The organism is Crossiella sp. NPDC003009 (assembly GCF_053591555.1).
In genome coordinates this window covers 1-17,497 of sequence record NZ_JBSFUA010000042.1, presented here as the reverse complement: position 1 = coordinate 17,497, position 17,497 = coordinate 1, and the positions used below count along the sequence as shown (strand labels likewise).

Annotated in this window: 17 protein-coding genes; 8 read left to right on the top strand and 9 right to left on the bottom strand. The window is 72.7% G+C overall.

The features are described 5' to 3' along the window. The first annotated feature begins 188 nt into the window (after nucleotides 1-188). The 4 genes from ACWDY5_RS32105 (at nucleotide 189) to ACWDY5_RS32090 (ending at nucleotide 5,858) form a co-directional block, all read left to right on the top strand. A complete protein-coding gene (locus tag ACWDY5_RS32105) occupies nucleotides 189-1,562 on the top strand; it encodes a diaminobutyrate--2-oxoglutarate transaminase family protein (protein WP_449725894.1) in 1,374 nt (457 codons plus the stop codon). Nucleotides 1,563-1,834: 272 nt separating this feature from the next. Then, the gene (locus ACWDY5_RS32100; RefSeq protein WP_449725893.1) at nucleotides 1,835-3,232 is read left to right on the top strand and encodes a pyridoxal phosphate-dependent decarboxylase family protein; all 1,398 of its coding nucleotides are present in this window, start codon (nucleotides 1,835-1,837) and stop codon (nucleotides 3,230-3,232) included. Next, nucleotides 3,229-4,506: a lysine N(6)-hydroxylase/L-ornithine N(5)-oxygenase family protein gene (locus ACWDY5_RS32095; protein ID WP_449725892.1), complete on the top strand. Its 1,278-nt coding sequence runs from the start codon at nucleotides 3,229-3,231 to the stop codon at nucleotides 4,504-4,506. The genes ACWDY5_RS32100 and ACWDY5_RS32095 overlap by 4 nt, the downstream gene beginning before the upstream one ends. After that, the gene (locus ACWDY5_RS32090; protein WP_449725891.1) at nucleotides 4,503-5,858 is read left to right on the top strand and encodes a glutamine synthetase family protein; all 1,356 of its coding nucleotides are present in this window, start codon (nucleotides 4,503-4,505) and stop codon (nucleotides 5,856-5,858) included. The genes ACWDY5_RS32095 and ACWDY5_RS32090 overlap by 4 nt, the downstream gene beginning before the upstream one ends. 4 nt (nucleotides 5,859-5,862) lie before the next feature. On the opposite strand, the gene ACWDY5_RS32085 is transcribed toward ACWDY5_RS32090, so the two are convergent. Beyond that, a complete protein-coding gene (locus tag ACWDY5_RS32085) occupies nucleotides 5,863-6,300 on the bottom strand; it encodes a GNAT family N-acetyltransferase (RefSeq protein WP_449725890.1) in 438 nt (145 codons plus the stop codon). A gap of 110 nt (nucleotides 6,301-6,410) precedes the next feature. On the opposite strand from ACWDY5_RS32085, the gene ACWDY5_RS32080 reads away from it, so the two are divergent. Both ACWDY5_RS32080 and ACWDY5_RS32075 read left to right on the top strand, forming a co-directional pair. Continuing rightward, entirely contained in the window at nucleotides 6,411-7,064 is a 654-nt protein-coding gene (locus tag ACWDY5_RS32080; protein ID WP_449725889.1) for a hypothetical protein, read from the top strand. A 14-nt stretch (nucleotides 7,065-7,078) separates the two neighbouring features. Further along, nucleotides 7,079-7,768, top strand: coding sequence for a hypothetical protein (locus ACWDY5_RS32075; protein ID WP_449725888.1), 690 nt, complete (start codon nucleotides 7,079-7,081; stop codon nucleotides 7,766-7,768). On the opposite strand, the gene ACWDY5_RS32070 is transcribed toward ACWDY5_RS32075, so the two are convergent. Together ACWDY5_RS32070 and ACWDY5_RS32065 are read right to left on the bottom strand one after the other, a co-directional pair. After that, a complete protein-coding gene (locus ACWDY5_RS32070; RefSeq protein WP_449725887.1) occupies nucleotides 7,755-8,522 on the bottom strand; it encodes an isocitrate lyase/PEP mutase family protein in 768 nt (255 codons plus the stop codon). The genes ACWDY5_RS32075 and ACWDY5_RS32070 overlap by 14 nt on opposite strands. Next, a complete protein-coding gene (locus ACWDY5_RS32065; protein WP_449725886.1) occupies nucleotides 8,519-8,992 on the bottom strand; it encodes a hypothetical protein in 474 nt (157 codons plus the stop codon). Before ACWDY5_RS32065 ends, ACWDY5_RS32070 begins: the two co-directional genes overlap by 4 nt. A 298-nt stretch (nucleotides 8,993-9,290) precedes the next feature. On the opposite strand from ACWDY5_RS32065, the gene ACWDY5_RS32060 reads away from it, so the two are divergent. Next, nucleotides 9,291-9,986: an ArsR/SmtB family transcription factor gene (locus tag ACWDY5_RS32060; RefSeq protein ID WP_449725885.1), complete on the top strand. Its 696-nt coding sequence runs from the start codon at nucleotides 9,291-9,293 to the stop codon at nucleotides 9,984-9,986. Here ACWDY5_RS32060 and ACWDY5_RS32055 read toward each other — a convergent pair. Further along, on the bottom strand, nucleotides 9,974-11,215 hold the full coding sequence (locus ACWDY5_RS32055) for an alanine racemase (RefSeq protein ID WP_449725884.1): 1,242 nt from the start codon (nucleotides 11,213-11,215) through the stop codon (nucleotides 9,974-9,976). The two genes, ACWDY5_RS32060 and ACWDY5_RS32055, sit on opposite strands and share 13 nt — an antisense overlap. 107 nt (nucleotides 11,216-11,322) lie before the next feature. On the opposite strand from ACWDY5_RS32055, the gene ACWDY5_RS32050 reads away from it, so the two are divergent. Next, nucleotides 11,323-11,829 (top strand): VOC family protein, encoded by a 507-nt coding sequence (locus ACWDY5_RS32050; RefSeq protein WP_449725883.1) that lies wholly within the window; start codon nucleotides 11,323-11,325, stop codon nucleotides 11,827-11,829. On the opposite strand, the gene ACWDY5_RS32045 is transcribed toward ACWDY5_RS32050, so the two are convergent. The 5 genes from ACWDY5_RS32045 to ACWDY5_RS32025 form a co-directional block, all read right to left on the bottom strand. Then, complete coding sequence (locus ACWDY5_RS32045) at nucleotides 11,810-13,627, bottom strand: IucA/IucC family protein (RefSeq protein WP_449725882.1); 1,818 nt, start codon at nucleotides 13,625-13,627, stop codon at nucleotides 11,810-11,812. The two genes, ACWDY5_RS32050 and ACWDY5_RS32045, sit on opposite strands and share 20 nt — an antisense overlap. After that, complete coding sequence (locus ACWDY5_RS32040) at nucleotides 13,624-15,357, bottom strand: IucA/IucC family protein (protein ID WP_449725881.1); 1,734 nt, start codon at nucleotides 15,355-15,357, stop codon at nucleotides 13,624-13,626. The genes ACWDY5_RS32045 and ACWDY5_RS32040 overlap by 4 nt, the downstream gene beginning before the upstream one ends. A 31-nt stretch (nucleotides 15,358-15,388) precedes the next feature. Then, the gene (locus tag ACWDY5_RS32035; RefSeq protein WP_449725880.1) at nucleotides 15,389-15,934 is read right to left on the bottom strand and encodes a GNAT family N-acetyltransferase; all 546 of its coding nucleotides are present in this window, start codon (nucleotides 15,932-15,934) and stop codon (nucleotides 15,389-15,391) included. Nucleotides 15,935-15,936: 2 nt separating this feature from the next. Then, nucleotides 15,937-16,314, bottom strand: a complete 378-nt coding sequence (locus tag ACWDY5_RS32030) for a PLD nuclease N-terminal domain-containing protein (RefSeq protein WP_449725879.1) — start codon at nucleotides 16,312-16,314, stop codon at nucleotides 15,937-15,939. Nucleotides 16,315-16,410: 96 nt separating this feature from the next. Further along, nucleotides 16,411-17,497 (bottom strand): dihydrolipoamide acetyltransferase family protein (locus tag ACWDY5_RS32025; RefSeq protein ID WP_449725878.1); only part of this gene is annotated, 1,087 nt, incomplete at its 5' end.

Below are 17,497 nucleotides of genomic sequence, written 5' to 3'. Positions count from 1 at the left end.
GTTGATCATGTGCCGATCATCGCAAATCCTCGCGGCCGGGCGCAAGGCACGCACGCCGAGATTAGGATTTGGCTGATGCGGACGAAGGCCCTGCACACCGACCGGCGGCACCTCCCCCACCACTGCAGTTGCGTTGCCACCGGCGCCGAACGACCTTCGTGGAACCACTCGACCCTGGGGGATGCCTGATGACAGCCTGGACCGACGCCGCGCACGCGGAGGTCGACCTCGCGGCGGTGCTGGGCAGGCAACGGGATCGCGAGTCCGCCGCGCGCACCTACGCCCGCAGCTTCCCGGTGGTCCCGGTGCACGCCGACGGCCTGCGCGTCACCGGAGCCGACGGCCGCGAGTACCTGGACTGCCTGGCCGGCGCCGGCACCCTGGCGCTGGGCCACAACCACCCGGTGGTGCTGGCCGCGATCCGCCGGGTGCTCGACTCTGGCGCGCCACTGCACGCGCTGGACATCAGCACCCCGGAGAAGGACGACTTCACCACCGCGCTGCTGGACACCCTGCCACCGGAACTGGCCGCGGACTGCCGGATCCACTTCTGCGGCCCGGCGGGCACCGACGCGGTGGAGGCCGCGCTCAAGCTCGCCCGCACCGCCACCGGCAGGCAGAACGTGCTCGCCTTCACCGGCGCCTACCACGGCATGACCGCGGGCGCGCTCGCCACCAGCGGCAACCTCGCGGTGCGCGAGCCGTTGGCGGACAACGGGTTCAACGTGACCCGGCTGCCCTATCCCTACGACTACCGCTGCCCGTTCGGCCTCGGCGGCCCGCAGGCGCACCACATCGGCGCGCGCCTGGTCGAGTCGCTGCTCACCGACAGCCACTCCGGGGTCCTGCCACCCGCCGCCATGATACTGGAAGCGGTGCAAGGCGAGGGCGGAGTCATCCCCAGCCCCGACAGCTGGCTGGGCGACATGCGCCGGATCACCGAAGAGCACGGGATCCCGCTCATCGTGGACGAGGTGCAGACCGGCGTCGGCCGCACCGGCGAGTTCTGGGCGGTGCAGCACAGCGGGATCACCCCGGACGTCATGGTGCTGTCCAAGGCCATCGGCGGCAGCCTGCCCCTCGCGGTGATCGCCTACAAGTCCACTTTGGACAGTTGGCTGCCTGGTGCGCACACCGGCACCTTCCGCGGCAACCAGCTCGCCATGGCCGCCGGCGCGGCCACCCTGCGCTTCGTCGCCGAACAGGACCTGCCCGCCCGCGCCGCCGACCTGGGCGCCCGCATGCTGGCCGAACTCCGCGTCCTGCAAGGAAACTCGTCCTGCATCGGCGAGGTCCGCGGCCGCGGCCTCATGCTGGGCCTGGAAATCGTCAACCCGGACGCCACCCCGGACGCACTCGGCGCCCGCCCAGCCGCCCCGGAACTGGCCGCCGCCATCCGCGCGGAATGCCTGCACCGCGGCCTGATCCTGGAGCTGGGCGGCCGAGGCGACTCGGTAGTCCGGCTGCTGCCCCCACTGACCATCACCGACCAGGAGGCCACCAGCGTGCTCAACCGCCTGGGCGAAGCCGTGACCGCGGTGGACCGCGGAGCGAGCCGATGACCGCCAAGTGGAGCGCCCGAACCGACGGCGTGCCAAGAACACCCGAGCGCTCGACCGGCCCCGCCGCGCCCGGCTCCAGCGGCACCTCCAGCCCCGCCGCAACGCCCGGTCCTGCCGCAACGCCCGGTCCTGCCGCAGCCCCCACCTCCGCCGCAGCGCCCAGCCCTGCTGGCTCCGCCGCGCCGGGCCACGGTTCGCCTGGCCCCGCTGGCCCACCCGCTCCCGGCCGCGACCGGTTCCGCTCCCCGGACCCCGCCGCCCTCGCCGGTGGCGTGGCCGGCGCCGCCGCGCTCGCCCCGCTCGTCGACATCGTGCTGGAGTCCCTGGCCAAGGGCACCGCCGAACGCGGCGGCCCCACGCCGGCCGGACCGCCCGCGCACATCGCCGCCGCGGCCGCGGCCGCCGTCGACCACAACCCCTTACCCGCCAAGGGCATCGGCGCCGAACCCGCGCTCGCCGAGCTGACCAGGCTCATCGCCGCGGGTTCCGCCGACCCGGCCGACCCGCGCTGCGCGGGGCACCTGCACTGCCCGCCACTGGCCATCGCGGTGGCCGCCGAGATCGCGGCCGGGGCGATGAACCAGTCCCTGGACTCCTGGGACCAGGCCCCCGCCGCCACCGAGCTGGAACCCTGGGTGGTCCGCGCGCTCGCCGAGCTCGTCGGCTACCAGCCGGACCAGGCCGGGGGAGTGCTGACCTCCGGCGGCACCGAGTCGAACCTGATGGGCCTGCTGCTCGCCCGCGAGCACACACCGGCCGAGCGGCCCCGGGTGTACTGCAGCGCCGCCGCGCACTTCTCCGTGCAGCGCAACGCGGGCATCCTCGGCCTCGGCGAGGACGCCGTGGTGCCGGTGCCGGTTACCCCGGACCAGCGCCTCGACCCGGCCGCGCTGCTGGCCACCATCATGGCCGACCGCGCCGACGGGCGGCGCCCGATCGCGGTGGTCGGCACCGCGGGCACCACCGACTTCGGCGTGATCGACCCGCTGCCGGAACTGGCCGCGATCGCCACCGCGCACGACGCCTGGTTCCACGTCGACGCGGCCTACGGCGGCGGCGCGCTGTTCTCCGACCGGCTCGCCCCGCTGCTGCACGGCCTCGCCTTGGCCGACTCGGTCGCGGTGGACCTGCACAAGTTCGGCTGGCAACCCGTTGCCGCAGGCGGGTTCCTGACCCGGCGCGCGGACTCCTTCGACCCGCTCACCCGCCGGGTCGCCTACCTCAACCCGGCCGACGACGAGGAGCTCGGCTTCCGCAGCCTGCTCGGCTACTCGCTACGCACCACCCGCCGCTTGGACGCGCTCAAGCTCGCGGTCACCTTCCGCGCGCTCGGCCGCGCCGGGCTCGGCGCGCTGGTCGACGCCTGCCACAACCTCGCCCGGCACGCCGCCGGGGTGATCTCCGCGCACCCGCGCCTGGTGCTCGCCGCCCAGCCCACGCTGTCCACCGTGGTCTTCCACTTCCGTGCCCGGCAAGGGGAAGACGACCGGGTGAACGCCGCGCTGCGCCGCCGCCTGCTCACCGAGGGCAGCGCGGTCATCGGCCGCACCGAGGTCGACGGCCGGATCCGGCTCAAGCTCACCCTGCTCAACCCGCACGCCAGCACCGCCGACGTGGACGCCCTGCTGGCGCTCGTGGTCGCCGCGGGCGAAGCCGAGGAGACCGGATGAGCGCGCACGTGCACGACCTGGCCGGGATCGGCCTGGGCCCGTTCAACCTGGGCCTGGCCGCGCTGGCCGACGCGGTGCCCGGCCTGGACGCGGTGTTCCTGGACCGGCGCGCCGAGTTCAGCTGGCACCCGGGGCTGCTCATCGACGGCGCCCAGCTCCAGGTGCCGTTCCTGGCCGACCTGGTCACCATGGTCGACCCGACCAGCCGCTGGTCCTTCCTGAACTACCTGCGCGAGCACGACCGGATGTTCCCGTTCTTCTTCGCCGAACGCTTCCACGTGCCGCGCCGCGAGTACGACCACTACTGCCGCTGGGTCGCCGGCTCGCTGCCCTCCTGCCGCTTCGGCGCCGAGGTCACCGCGGTGTCCTGGGACGCGGGCCGCGGCGCCTTCCGGGTCACCCACAGCGCGGGAGAGCTGCTGGCTCGCAACGTGGTGCTCGGCGTCGGCACCCAGCCACGGGTGCCCGAGGCGTTCCGGCCCTTGTTGGGCAAGGAGATCTGCCACGCGGCCGACTACCTGCCGAACTTACCCGTGCTCACCGCGGCCGCCGACGTCACCGTGGTCGGCTCCGGCCAGTCCGGCGCCGAGGTGTTCCTCGACCTGCTGCGCCGCCAGCCGGAGACCGGCAGCCGGGTGCGCTGGCTGACCAGGGGCCGGTTCGCGCCGATGGAGTACTCCAAGCTCGGCCTGGAACACTTCACCCCGGACTACACCAGCTACTTCCGCAGCCTGTCAGCGTCCACAAAGGACAGACTCGTGCCCGCGCAGTGGCAGCTGTACAAGGCGGTCAGCGTCGACACCCTGGCCGAGATCCACGACCTGCTCTACGAGCGCACCATCGGCGGCGGCGCGGTGCCCGCGCAGCTGAACCCGCACACCGAGATCCGCACGGTCGAACAGGTCGATGGCCGCTATCGCCTGGGCTGCCACGAGATCCAGCAGGACCGGCCGTACACAGTGGACACCGACCGAGTAGTCCTCGCCACCGGCTACTCCGCGAGCGTACCACCGTTCCTGGACCCCCTTGGCCACCTCGTGCACTGGGACGACAGCCGCCGCCACCGCATCGGCGCCGACTACCGGATCGAGCTGGACCCGGCGGTCACCGGCGGCCTGTACGTGCAGAACGGCGAGCTGCACACGCACGGCGTCGGCGCGCCGGACCTGACCCTGGGCGCCTGGCGCTCGGCCACCATCCTCAACGCGGTCACCGGCCGCACCGTGCACCGCCTGCCCGAACGCACCGCCTTCACCACCTTCGGGGCCCCGTGACCGCCCGCCAGCCGGTACCGCTGTCGCCGGAACGATTGCGGGCCGCGGTGGCCGACGGCCTGGTGGACAACGTGATCGTCGCCCTGCCCGACCTCACCGGCCGCCTGGTCGGCAGCCGGGTGGACGCCGAGCACTACCTGGACACGGCGGGAGTCACCGCGGCCTGCGCCTACCTGCTCGCCGTCGATGTGGACATGACCACCGGCCCCGGCTACGCGATCGACGCCGCCGCAACGGGATTCGGCGACTTCACGCTCATCCCCGACCCGGCCACGCTGCGCCTGCTGCCCTGGGACGAGGGCACCGCGCTGGTGCTCGCCGACGCGCGCTGGCCCGGCGGCGGCCCGGTGACCGTGGCCCCCCGGCAGGTCCTGCGCACCCAGCTCGACCGGCTCGCCGCCCTCGGCCTGTCCGCACAGGTCGGCGCCGAGCTGGAGTTCCTGGTCTTCCGCGAGGACTACCAGACCGCATGGGACCGCGGTTACCAGGACCTGCGCCCGGCCACCCGGCACAACGTGGACTACGCGGTGGCCGGACTGTCCGATGTGGACCCACTGGTCAACCGCATCCGGCGGGACATGGTGCGCGCCGGACTGCGCCTGGAGTCCGCGCGCGGCGAATGCCACCCAGGCCAGTACGAGATCGTGTTCCGCCACCGGGACGCGCTCACCACCTGCGACAACACCGTACTGTACAAGACGGGCGCCAAGCAGATCGCGGCCGCGCACGGTCAGGCGCTGACCTTCATGGCCAAGTTCGACACCGGCGAGGGCAACTCCTGCCACCTGCACCTGTCCCTGCGCGACACGGACAACCGGCCGGTGTTCGCCGAGGGCGCGGGGATGTCCGCGCTGATGCGGCACTTCGTCGCCGGAACGCTGGCCTGCGCAAGGGAGCTGGTCCTGTTCCAGGCCCCGAACGTCAACTCCTACAAGCGGTTCGCCCCCGGCGCGTTCGCGCCCACCGTGCTCGGCTGGGGCCGGGACAACCGCACCTGCCCGATCCGGGTGGTCGGCCAGGGTGAGTCGCTGCGCCTGGAACACCGCGTCCCCGGCGGCGACGCCAACCCCTACCTCGCGGTCGCCGCGGTCATCGCCGCGGGCCTGCACGGCATCGAACAGCGCCTCGAGCTCGAAGAACCCTTCCAGGGCAACGCCTTCAGCGCCGACCGCCGTACCCTGCCACCGGACCTGGCCACCGCGCTGAACCTGTGGCGGACCAGCCCGGTCGCCGAGGCCGCCTTCGGCGCCGAGGTGGTCGGCCACTACGCCAGGGCCGCCCAGGCCGAGCTGGAGGCCTTCACCGCCGCGGTCACCGACTGGGAGCTGCGCCGCGGCTTCGAGCGCCTCTGAGCGGTTAGTCCAGCGGCACCTGGTACTGGATGAACCCCTTGTTGAGCGCCACCTGATCGTAGAGCCGCCGCGCGGTCGCGTTCGTCTCCTGGGTGTGCCAGTAGACCCGCGCGCACTCCCGTTCCCGCGCCCAGTCCACCACCGCCTCGATCAGCGCCCGCGCCACCCCGCGGCCACGCGCCTCGGGGGAGGTGAACAGGTCCTGGAGGTAGCAGACATCCGCTGACGAGGTGCTCGGGTGCACCAGGAAGTGCGTGATGCCCACCAGCCGGCCGTCGATCCGCGCGCCGAGCGCGTGCATCCTGGCGCCCTCGCGGAACTCCCGCCAGGCCCGGTCGTAGCCCTCCTGCGGCATCACCCGCTGGTAGAACTCGGTGTAGCCGCGGAACAACTCCTGCCAGGCGTCGCGCTCCTGCTCGCCAAGCGGCCCGACTTCAACCATCCCCAGCTCCTCTGCTCGCGGTCCGGCCAGCCGATCACGCTCGCTGAGACTTGAGCAATCGCTTAAGAACTGCTTTCATATTGAGCGAACGCTCAAACTGGGGAGGAACAATGAGTCGATGGCACCGGATGTCGGCGTTGCTGTTCGGATTCGCGCTGCTCACCGGGTGTGCCAGCGCTGCGCCGCCAGCGAGCGGACCGCTCACTGTGGCCGAGCTGCGCCTGCTGCGAGGGCAGGCGGTGGAGTCCGTGCTGGCCCCCGACGCCCTGCCGAGGGCCGAACTGCTCGGCCAGCAGATGATCGTCGAGCGCCCCGTGGCCGACCTCGCCATGCCCGCTTGCCGGTTCCGGCTGGATCAGACGCCGCTGGACGGACATGGCCGGGAGTGGAGCCTGAAGACCGGCTGGGTGGGCAGCGAGGCCTTCGCCTTCGCCGAACCGGTGGCTGACCAGGCGCTGGAGCAGATCAAGCAGCGGACGCGGGAGGTCTGTCCGGAGCAAGAGGATCCAACACGGGGCGTACCGCGGCTGCTGCGCGAGCTCACCGTGCCGGTGCCGGCCGGGGTGAGCAAGTCCTACGGCTATTGCTTCGAGTGGTCCGTGACCGGGTTCCAGCCGATATGCCGGATCTTGTTCGCCCGCAATGGTCCGCGCAGCGGCATGGTGAGCTCGGTCATGTTGACCCGCTTCCCGGATCTGGACCGGACGGCGACCGAACTCGCGCGAAAGCTCGCCGAGCGGCTGACCTCAGCGACCCTGCCCTGACACCTGGAGGACCCGTGCGTGCCTATCCGCTGTTGCTGCCATTCCTGATCCTGTTCCCCGTGCTACTGGCTGCCTGTGCCACCCCGGCAACACCGGCTGCCACCACCGTCACCACCAGTCTTTCCCCTGACCAGCAAAGCCAGTTCCGCCACCTGACCTTCCAGGCGGTGGCGCCCATGGACAGCGTGGACGACCTCGGCGGCCTGCGCCGGTTCCACGAACAGCACATCGACACCGGTCCGCTGACCGGGTGCGGGCGCGACCTCAGCACCCGCCCCACGGTCAGCTACCAGCGCAGCTGGGTGACCGAGAACGATCCGCGGATGCCGAACAGCTGGACGGTCAACTCCACCCACCTCTACCAGGGACGACTGGCGGAGCGGCTGATCGCCGAGGCGCGCGAGCACGCCACCGGGACCTGCGGCGCCTGGCAGGAGCGGAACCGGGGCGACTTCCAGTTCGTCCACGACTCGGAACTGGCCACCCCGCCCGGGGTGGACGCCGCGTTCGGCTACTGCGCGGTCAACCGGCGTTCCGACCGCGAGAAACACCTGTTCTGCTACGCCTACCTGGCCCGCAACGGTCCGGGAACGACCATGGTCAGCATGATCAGCACCGGCGAGGACGCGGCTACGGCCGAGCGGGCGACCCGGGAGCTGACCGCGGTCGCGGCCAAGGAGCTCATCGGGCTCACCCTGCCGTGAGCCGGTCGACCTCGGCATAGCCGGGCACCGCCGGGATCGGGCCGCCGTCGCGCACCGCGGCCGCCGTGTCCACCACCGTCCGCAGCGCCGCGCGGAACAGCAGGGACCCGGTGCTCACCCGGCGCACCCCGAGCTCGCCCAACTCAGCCAGGCTGTGTCGCCCTGGCACGAACAACAGGTTCACCGGTGCCCCGGTCTCGCCGACCAGCCGCTGGATGTCCGCGGTCTCGGTGAGTCCGGGCACGAACACCCCGTCCGCACCCGCCTCGACGTAGCGGCGCACCCGCCGCAGCGTCTCCGCGAGGTCGCCCGTGCCGAGCCAGTAGGTGTCGGTGCGCGCGTTGAGGAACAGACCTGGTGCCGCCACCCGCACCGCGCTGATCAACTCGGCCTGCTGTCCGGGATCAGCCAGGCCAGCATAGCGCCCGTCCTCGAGGTTGATGCCCGCTATCCCCAGCCCGGCCAGTTCCGCGGCCAGCGCGCCGACCTCGGCCGGGTCCGCGCTGAACCCGGCCTCGATGTCCACCGTCACCGGGCAGGGCAGCCGGGTCAGCAACCGGGCCAGGGCAAGGGTTTCCGCGCGGGCGGCGCCCTGGGCGTCCGGCAGCCCGGCGGCGACCGCGACGCCGAGGCTGGTGGTGCCGACCGCGGCGAAACCGGCCCCGGCCAGCATCGCGGCGGAGCCGAAGTCCCAGGCGTTGGGCAGGAGCAAGGGTTCCGGGCCCGCGTGCAGGGCGTGGAAGGCGGTGGTCATGGGCAGTCCTCTCCGAGTTGGCCCGCCACCAGGGCGAGCGCGTGGGCGCGGCCGGGACAGGCGTGCGGGCCCGCGCCGAAGGCCAGGTCGCCGCCGAGCTCGAGCAGCAGCTCCGCGCCGTCCTGGCCGATCCGCCTGGTGTGCGGGACCGGTGGAGCCAGCCGGAGCGCGGCCTCGACCGAGCCGTGCGCCTGGACCGCCGCGCGCAGGGCGGCGGTCGCCGCGGAAGCCTGCACCAGCAGGCAGATCCGGGCCGCGGTGCGCTCATCGGCGGTCCCGCCGCAGCACTCGACCAGCTCCGCCACCGCGCGATCGGTCTCCGGGGTCGCCCCGGCCGCCGTGTGCGGGTGATAAGCCCTGGCCACGGCCGCGACGGCGGCGGCCCGCACCCCGGTCAGCCCCATGGCCTCAGCCAGCACCAGCACCGGTTCAGCGGCCGGATTCGCCGCTGCCAAGCGGAACAACCCCATCGTGTGTACGTGTGCCAGCTCGGCACATGCTAGGGAACGCCGCCGTCCATGCGCCGAACCGTCGCTGAACCGGGCCACGGAAGCCCGTAACCAGGCCATATTCGCCTCGACAGCGGGTTCACCTGGTCGAGGGTGGCGGTGCCAAGTTGGCACAAAATAGCGTGGGTCCATCAGCACAGCCCGCACCACAGCGGGCTCCGTGACCACAGTGGACTCGCCGTCGATCGGAGGCATGACACGAAAACTAGGCGCGGTTCGTTTCGGTCGCGGCCGAAACATCCGGCCGCACAATGAGGTCATGACCTCGACCGAGCTGGCCGCCTTCGCCGCCCTGCTCGCCGACCCCACCAGGGCCGCGATCTGCCTCGCCCTGCTGGACGGCCGGGCCTGGACCGCCGGGGAACTGGCCGCGCACGCCAAGGTCGCCCCCTCCACCGCCACCGAACACCTCAACCGTCTCCTGTCCGGCGGCCTGCTGACCGAACGCCGGCAGGGCAGGCACCGGTACGTGCAGCTCGCCGACGCCCGTACCGCCGAACTCCTGGAAGGTCTCGTTGCCCACCTCACCCCTGCCCCGCAGCGCCCCTCCAGCCTGCGCGCCAGCACCGTTGCGGCCGCCCTGGCCCGCGGCCGCACCTGCTACGACCACCTGGCCGGTCGGCTCGGCGTGGCGATTACCGACGCCATGACCACCGCAGGCCTGCTCAGCACGGCCGACGGCCTCGGCCTCACCGTCGAAGGCCGGACCTGGCTCACCGAGCAGCTGGGCGCCGACCTGTCCGCGCCGACCGGACGGCCGCTCGTCCGGGCCTGCCTGGACTGGACCGAACGCCGCACCCACCTAGCCGGTGCGGCCGGAGCCCAAGTGTGCCAACGGTTCCGCGACCGCGGCTGGCTCAAGACAGTCGGCACCGGCCGCGCGGTCCGCCTGACCCCGGCAGGCGAACGCGCCGTGTCCGACCTGCTGGGCCTGGATCCGGCTCAGCTGGCCTGACCGCGCACCACCCGCCGCTCGGCGGGCGGGTGGCCGAGGAAGTGCGGCATCGCGAACTCGTAGCCGTACGAACCGGCCATCGGGAACACCACCAGATCACCCGCGCGCACCCGCGACACCTGGAAGTCCCGTGCCAGCGTGTCCTCCGGCGTGCACAGCTCACCCACCACGGTCACCGGCACGTCCACCGCTTCCGGCCGCGGCCAGTCCACCGGCCAGGTGTCCACCGGGAGCACCGCGAACGGATGCCGGATGTCCCAGGAGGTGGGCAGCTGGAAGTGGTTGATGCCACCGCGCAGCACGGCGAACCAGGTGCCGTAGGCGTGTTTGACGTCGACCACCTCGGCCGCGTACCACCCGGCGTCGGTGACACACCACCGGCCCGGCTCAAAGATCACGTCCACCCCGGAAGGAGGCGCCATCGCACCCAGCAGCTCACACAACTCCATAGTGTCGAACTCGGGACCGCCCTCGAAGGGCACCCCGATCCCGCCACCCACCCCGACGGCGCGCAGCTCAACACCGTGCTCGGCCGCCGTCGCCGCGCTCCACTCCAGGCACCACCGGACATAGGCGGCGTGGGCCGCCGCGTCCATGTTCTGACAGACGGCATGGACGTGGAAACCCACGACGTCCAGGTTCGGCAGCGCGGCAGCGGCGGCCAGGGCCGCGGGGACCTCATCCTCCGGGAGGCCGAAGACCGTGGCGGCGCCGCCCATGGTCAGCGAACCGGCCACCTCGACCTGCTTCGGGTTGACCCGGATGGTCACCGCGACCCGTCGCCCGGCCAGTCCGGCTGCCTGGTTCAGCCGGGCCAGCTCCAACCGGCTCTCCACGTTGACCACGCCGATGTTGTTGTGCAGCAGTCTGTTCAACGTCGGCACGGTCTTCCCGGGGCCGGAGGAGACGAGCAGCGCCGTCGGGGACACCTCCCGCGCCAGGTCGGCTTCGGCGGCCGAGGACACCTCGAAGCCGTCCAGGTGCGGGGCCATCGCCGCCAGCAGCGGCCGGTAGGTGTTGGCCTTGACCGCGTAACAGATCTTGGCCCAGCCGGGCAGCGCGGCCCGCAGCGCGCGGACCCGCTCGGCGGCCACCGCGGGGTCGTAGACGTAGCCGCTGACCGGCGCCAGTGGATCACCGGCGCGGGCGAGCAGGTCGGCCCGGATGTGTGGCGGGACGGCCGTCGCGGCGAGCGCGGGTCGGCCTCCGGCGGAAAGCGGCAGGTCCACGGAAGAAAATCCTAGACCCGGCTCGATCTAGGACCGATTCGTTCCTACTTGGTCCTTAACTTGGTTCTCAGCGGCGCGGACCAGCGCCGGTGACCAGGGAGATGACGATGACGGTTCCGTTCCCCGCCAAGAGCTTTCAGCCCGAGGGCTACCACACCGTGACGCCGTGGATCATCGGCCCGCACACCGCGGAGCTGATCGACTGGCTGGCCGAGGTGTTCGGCGCGGTCGAGCTGGGCCGGGTGCAGGATGAGGAGACCGGCGCGATCGGGCACGCCGAGGTGCGCATCGGCGACTCCGTGGTGATGCTCTTCGACTCCCGGCCGCACTGGCCCGCGACCCCGGCGCACCTGCGGCTCTACCTCGAGGACGCCGATGCCGTGCATGCCAAGGCGGTGGCCGCGGGCGCGGAGTCGGTCACCGAGATGACCTACCTGTTCTTCGGCGACAAGGTGGGCCGGGTCCGGGACCCGTTCGGCAACCTGTGGTGGCTGCACACCCGGGTCGAGGACCTGCCGGAGGACGAGGTGTACCGGCGGATGCAGCTGCCGGAGTTCGTCGAGGCGATGGCGTACGTGTCCGGGTCGGACCTGGTCACGCCGACGGCGCGGTGACCTCGGCGAGCGGGTTGCGCACGGTGCGGTGGACGACGTCGAAGTTCTCGTCCTTCTCCGCGCGGTCGTGGAATCCGCCGCCGGTCAGCTGCTCGCGGTTGAGGCTGACCCGGTCGAACTCCGGTGCGGTGAAGCCGTACTCCTCGTGCTGGGTGGCCAGTTCCGGGAACCGGGCGCGGTAGGCGAGCAGCTCGGCCCGCACCATCGCCCAGAACTCGTCCTCGCCGACCCCGAGGTGGCGGTCCAGGATCGGGGTGAGGAAACGGAAGTGGCCGGTGAACATGGCGGACAGGATGGAGTGCGCCAGCTGGTCCGGCCGCCACCGGAGCAGCACCGCCTTGGCCGCTTGGGCGAGGTCGGCGTAGCCGGGCAGGTCCTCGGTGCGCAGCTTCACGTCCTCGGCGAAGTCCTTCAGCATGATCCGCCGCGGCAGCTCGTCCGGGCCGTAGACCACCAGGGTGTTCTCGCCGTGCGGGCAGAAGGCGATCCCGTTGCCGTGCAAGGCGTGCAGCAGGCCGGGCAGCACCGCGCGCAGGAACGCGGCCAGCCAGGTCCTCGGGTCGGCGCCGGAGCGTTCGACGAGCTCGGCGACCAAGGCGCGGCCGTCGGCGCCGGTGAGCAGCAGGGTGGCCAGGGAGCGGGCGCGTTCGCCCTCGGTCAGGTAGCCGGTCGCGGGTTCGCGCCAGATCGCGCCGAGCAGCTCGTGGTAGCGGTACGGGGCGTCCGGCACGGCGGCGAAACCGGGGTGGCGCACGGCGACCGAGGCGACCTCGCCGAGCAGGTCCATCCGGCCGGCCAGGTACGGGTCGCGGTGCGGCAGCCGGTGCAGCCAGCGGGTGATCTCGGGAGCCTGGGCGGCGGACTCCGCGGGCAGGCCGCGCCAGACCAGGGTGTTGCGGATCAGCAGCGCCAGCTTGACGTTGTGCTTGTCCGGGTGGTCGACGTTGACCAGGGTGCGGACCGAGGCCAGCGCGCGGTAGCGGTCAGGGGCCTCGCCCAGTTCGACCACACTGCCCTCGGCGAGCTGCTGGGCGAACAGCGGGCGCACCGCGTTCTCCAGGTGGAACGGGTGCACCGGGAGCCACACGTAGTCCGCCGCGTCGGCGGGCTCGGCCTGTTCCTGGCGGGCGTGGTCCAAGCGGGCGGCGAACTCGGCGCGGGTCTCCGGGGCCAGTTCCTCGGCGAGCAGGGTGTCCGCGGTCAGGCCGGGCACCGCGGCGAAGGCGGCCAAGTCCCGGTGCACGGCGAGCCAGGGCAGGCGGAAGGTCTGGCGGTGCTCGGGCGCGTAGCGGCGGGCGTCGGCGGCGGAGAAGCCGAGGCGGCCCTTGTTGAGCACGATGCAGGGGTGGCCGGACTGCCAGGACTCCAGCTCGGCGTAGGGCAGGTCGGCCAGGCCCGCGGCGGTGGGCAGGGTGGCCAGCAGCTGGGTGTCGGCGGTCCAGGTGGCGGTGAGGTCGCGCAGCGCCTCGGCGGTGGTCGGGCCGTCCAGGCCGAGGGCGGCGCGGGCGTCGGTGAGGAAGAGCAGCGGGTCCTCGGCGGGCGTGCCAAGGCTTCCGCCGGGCGAGCTGGGGCCGAGGTCGGACTGGTGCGGGCCGTTGCGCGGCGCGCGGCGCACCGAGTCCTCCTCGACCCGCCATGCGCCGAAGGCGCCGCGGGTGGCGGCGAAAGTGTAGGTGGCCGCGGGGAAGTCGAGGCGGTAGTGGTCGGCCTCGGGTACCGGGGTGAGCAGCTCCTCGTAGCAGAACTCGGCGATCGCCTTGGCCACCAACGCCTTTCCCGCCGCCCGCCAGGCGGTCACGCCACGGCTCCCGGCACCGCGAGCGGGTTGGGCACCGGCACGTACACCGACTGCAGCTCCAGCGGGCCGACCAGCTCGTCCATGCCGTGCGCCTGCGTGAGCAGGTTTCCCTTGCAGGGCAAGGTCGGGGAGTCCAGCAGCAGGGCGGCCAGCCGGAGGTCCTCGCCGTGTTCGGCGTAGAGGCGGGCCAGGGTGCGGCGGGCGGTGGCCAGCAGGTCGCGTTCGTCGGCCAGGCCTGCCGAGCCGAGGGCGCCGATCATGCCGAGCACGTTGTTGATGCCGACGTAGTAGCCGAGGCGTTCGTCGATCAGCTCGTCAGGGCAGTAGGTGCCGAGGTCCTTGCCCACGTCCGGCAACCACCGGTACAGCCGCTGGCTGCGGGTCTGGGAGTAGTAGTAGCCCTGGTTGTCCCGGTAGCGGCCGCCGACCGGCCAGCCGTGTTCGTCCAGCACCAGCAGGGTGTTCTGCTGGTGGGCCTCCAGGCCGAGGCCGTGGCTGGCGTAGAGCCAGAGCACCGGGACGATCAGCGCTTCCAGGTACCGGTCGAACCACTCGCCCGCGATCTCCTCGACCGGGCGGCCGGTGCGCTCGGCCAGCTCGTGCACCAGGGTGGCCAGCTGGGAGCGGCCGGTCGGCTGGTCGGGGCGTTCGGCGATCAGCCCGGCGACCACGCCCACCCGGTCGGTGTCGCGGAACGGGCTGTCCCGGACCACCACCTCCAGGCCGCTCTCGGCGGGTTCGCCGGGGGCGTTGACGGCCTGCCAGGCGGGGTCGCGGACGATGCCGAAGCCGGGGTGCGCGGCCGCGATCACCTCGGCCAGGCCGGCCGCCAGCAGGCGGTGCACCTGCAGGCCGCGGGCCAGTTCCGGGCGCAGGTTCTCCCGCTTGGAGTTGGTGATCCGGATGCCGAGGGAGAACTTGAGCATCACCGGGGAGTCGTGGCGGAACAGGGTGCGCACCGAGGAGGTCGGCGTCCAGTGCGGGCCGAGCGGGCCCAGGTCGTGCAGCAGGCCCGCCTCGAGCAGTGCGCGGATGCCGGGGCGGGTGCGGATCTCCTTGGCCTGCCAGGGATGCGCGGGCACCGCGACGGTGCCGGGCGGCAGCCGCAGCCCGGGGCCGGCGAGCTCGGCGAACAGCTCGTGCGCCGGGCGGCCCAGCGCGGAGTCCTCGGCCACCACCGAGGGGTCGGCGGCGAAGTAGTGCAGCGGGAAGCTGCCGCGGAGCTCGGGGGAGTAGGCGTCGGTCTCCGCCGGACTCAGGCCCTCCCGGCTCTTCGGCGTGGGGTGCAGCGGGTGCCCGAGCACGGCGGCCTGTTCGGCGCGCAGGAACGGGTTCGGCTCGGCGTCCTCGGCGATCCCGGCGCGCACCGCGAGGTGGCGGGCGACCCGGCTGCGCGAGTCGGCCACTCGGCCGACGAACCCGGCGTTGTCCACCGCGGTGTCCGGGCGGCGGGCGGCCGCCTCGAAGGAGAGCAGCGCGGCCAGTGTGGTGGCGTCCAGCCGGGCGCCGGTGTGCAGGCGGACCGGGCCGAAACGGTGCCAGCCGACCGCGGAGGTGTACTCCAGCGGGACCAGCACGCTGACCCCGAGGCTGGGCAGCGCCAGCGTCAGCTCCTCGCCCTCGATGTCCACCGGGAACTCCCGCAACCAGCAGCGCACCAGGTTCTGCACCGCGGCCGCATCGGCACCGCGCTCCGGCTCCGCCATCCGCGTCTCCTCCGTCGTGATCACCCGGATTGAGCTTAGACGGGCCGGATCGCCTTCAGCAGGTGGCGCGGATCATGAGAGCGGCGCGTTTGCCGGGCAGGTCCAGCTCGCCGCGCCTGGTGAAACCGGCGCGCTCGAACACCCGGATGGAGGCCAGGTTGCGCACGTCCGGCTCGGCCACGATCCGGCGGACCCGCCGGTCCTGGGCGAACTGCCAGTCGGTGACCGTGCGCAGCAGCGGCGCGCCAAGGCCGCGGCCGCGGGCCGAGCCGGGGCCGATGAGCAGGTGCAGGCCGACGTCGCCGGGCTGGGCGGGGTAGTGCTCGGCCAGGCCCTCGCGGTGCGGGTCGTAGAGCTCCCAGTAGCTCATCGGGACCTCGTCCAGCAGGCCGAGGCTGGGCGCGCACCAGCCGTTGCCGGACTGGGCGCGCAGGTAGGCGGCGATCTTCGGGCGGGGCTTGGCCAGCTCCCAGAACCGGGCCACCTCGGGGTCGTTCATCCAGGCGTGCAGCAGGTCAAGGTCGGCGTCCGGGTCGAGGCGGCGCAGGGTGAACCGGCCGCAGTCCAGGTCCCGGGCTCGGTCGGCCGGGTCCAGCAGCACGACTACTGGTCGTCTTCCTTCTTGTCCTTCTGCTGCGCCGCGCGGCGCTGTTCCTCGACCCGCTCGCGCAGGCTGCGCAGGAACGCCTCGTCGTCATCCGGGTTCTGCGCGACGCGCCGTCGCGGCCGGTCGTACTCGGAGGATCGGCCGCCCGCCCTCGGGCTCGCGCCCCTGGCGCCGCCGTCGTTGCTGAGCAGGCCCTGCGGGCGGCCCAGCACCAGCCACACGATCGAGCCGACGGTGGGGATGATGATCACGATCAGCAGCCACAGCATCTTCGGGAGGTGGTTGGTCTCGCCCTCGGGCGTGCGGATCACGTCGATGATGCAGAAGATCCACAGGGCCAGCAGCAGCAGCCCGAACACGCCTACGAACGGCATTCCGCTCGTCCTTCCCTTATGACACCCGGTTGGAGCAGTGCCAGTATCGCACGATCGGGGACGGCGGAGCGGTTCGTTCCGCCGTCCCCGCGCGACTCAGCCGAAGGCGACGAAGTTGCGGGTGTCGGACAGGATCGCGGCCAGGTCGGCCAGGAACCGCGAGCCCTGCTCGCCGTCGACCAGCCGGTGGTCGAAGGACAGCGACAGCGTGGTGACCTGCCGGATCGCCAGCTCGTCGCGGTGCACCCACGGCTGCTTGCGGATCGCGCCGAGGCACAGGATCGCGGCCTCGCCGGGGTTGATGATCGGCGTGCCGGTGTCCACTCCGAACACCCCGACGTTGGTGATGGTGATGGTGCCGCCGGTCAGGTCGGCAGGCGGGGTCTTGCCGTCCTTGGCGGTCAGGGTGAGCTCGCCGAGGGCCTTGGCCAGCTCGATCAGGCTGAGCCGGTCGGCGTCCTTGATGTTGGGCACCATCAGGCCGCGCGGGGTGGCCGCGGCGATGCCCAGGTTGACGTAGCGGGGGAGCACGATCTCCTGGTTCGCCTCGTCCCAGCGCGAGTTGAGCGAGGGGTTGCGGCGCAGCGCGAGCAGCAGCGCCTTGGCGATCAGCGCCAGCGGGGTGAGCTTGACCCCGGCGAAGGCGGGGCTGGTCTTCAGCTCGGCCAGCAGCTCCATGGTCGGGGTCACGTCGACGGTGATGAACTCGGTGACGTGCGGCGCGGTGAACGCGCTGGCCACCATGGCCTCGGCGGTGAGCTTGCGGACCCCGCGCACCGGGATGCGGTCCTCGCGGGCGGCCGGGTCGAAGGCGGGCTGGGCGGCCGGGGTGGCGGCGGGCGCGACAGGGGCGGGTGCGGCCGCGGCGGCGGGGACGCCGTTTGTGTTGGCGGACAACAGGTCCTGGCGGGTGATGGTGCCCTGCGGGCCGGTGCCGACCACGGTGGCCAGGTCGATGTCGAGGTCCTTGGCCAGCTTGCGCACCGGCGGCTTGGCCGCGGGACGGGAGCTGCGCGCGGCGAGCGAACCCGGGGCCGAGGTGGCGGCCGGACCAGCGGCAGGCGCGGCGATGGCCGGACCAGCGGCGGACGCGGTGGCGGCAAAACCGGCGGCGGGCGCGGCGGTGGCAGGAGCCGCCGCCGGCCGTTCGGCGGGGGCCGGGGCGACCTGGGCCGCGGGGGTG

Coding starts and splice junctions, on each gene's coding strand:
- ACWDY5_RS32060 (WP_449725885.1), top strand. CDS start 9,291: ATGACCTCGACCGAGCTGGCCGCCTTCGCCGCCCTGCTCGCCGACCCC.
- ACWDY5_RS32065 (WP_449725886.1), bottom strand. CDS start 8,992: ATGGGGTTGTTCCGCTTGGCAGCGGCGAATCCGGCCGCTGAACCGGTG.
- ACWDY5_RS32070 (WP_449725887.1), bottom strand. CDS start 8,522: ATGACCACCGCCTTCCACGCCCTGCACGCGGGCCCGGAACCCTTGCTC.
- ACWDY5_RS32030 (WP_449725879.1), bottom strand. CDS start 16,314: ATGCCGTTCGTAGGCGTGTTCGGGCTGCTGCTGCTGGCCCTGTGGATC.
- ACWDY5_RS32105 (WP_449725894.1), top strand. CDS start 189: ATGACAGCCTGGACCGACGCCGCGCACGCGGAGGTCGACCTCGCGGCG.
- ACWDY5_RS32050 (WP_449725883.1), top strand. CDS start 11,323: ATGACGGTTCCGTTCCCCGCCAAGAGCTTTCAGCCCGAGGGCTACCAC.
- ACWDY5_RS32085 (WP_449725890.1), bottom strand. CDS start 6,300: ATGGTTGAAGTCGGGCCGCTTGGCGAGCAGGAGCGCGACGCCTGGCAG.
- ACWDY5_RS32080 (WP_449725889.1), top strand. CDS start 6,411: ATGAGTCGATGGCACCGGATGTCGGCGTTGCTGTTCGGATTCGCGCTG.
- ACWDY5_RS32095 (WP_449725892.1), top strand. CDS start 3,229: ATGAGCGCGCACGTGCACGACCTGGCCGGGATCGGCCTGGGCCCGTTC.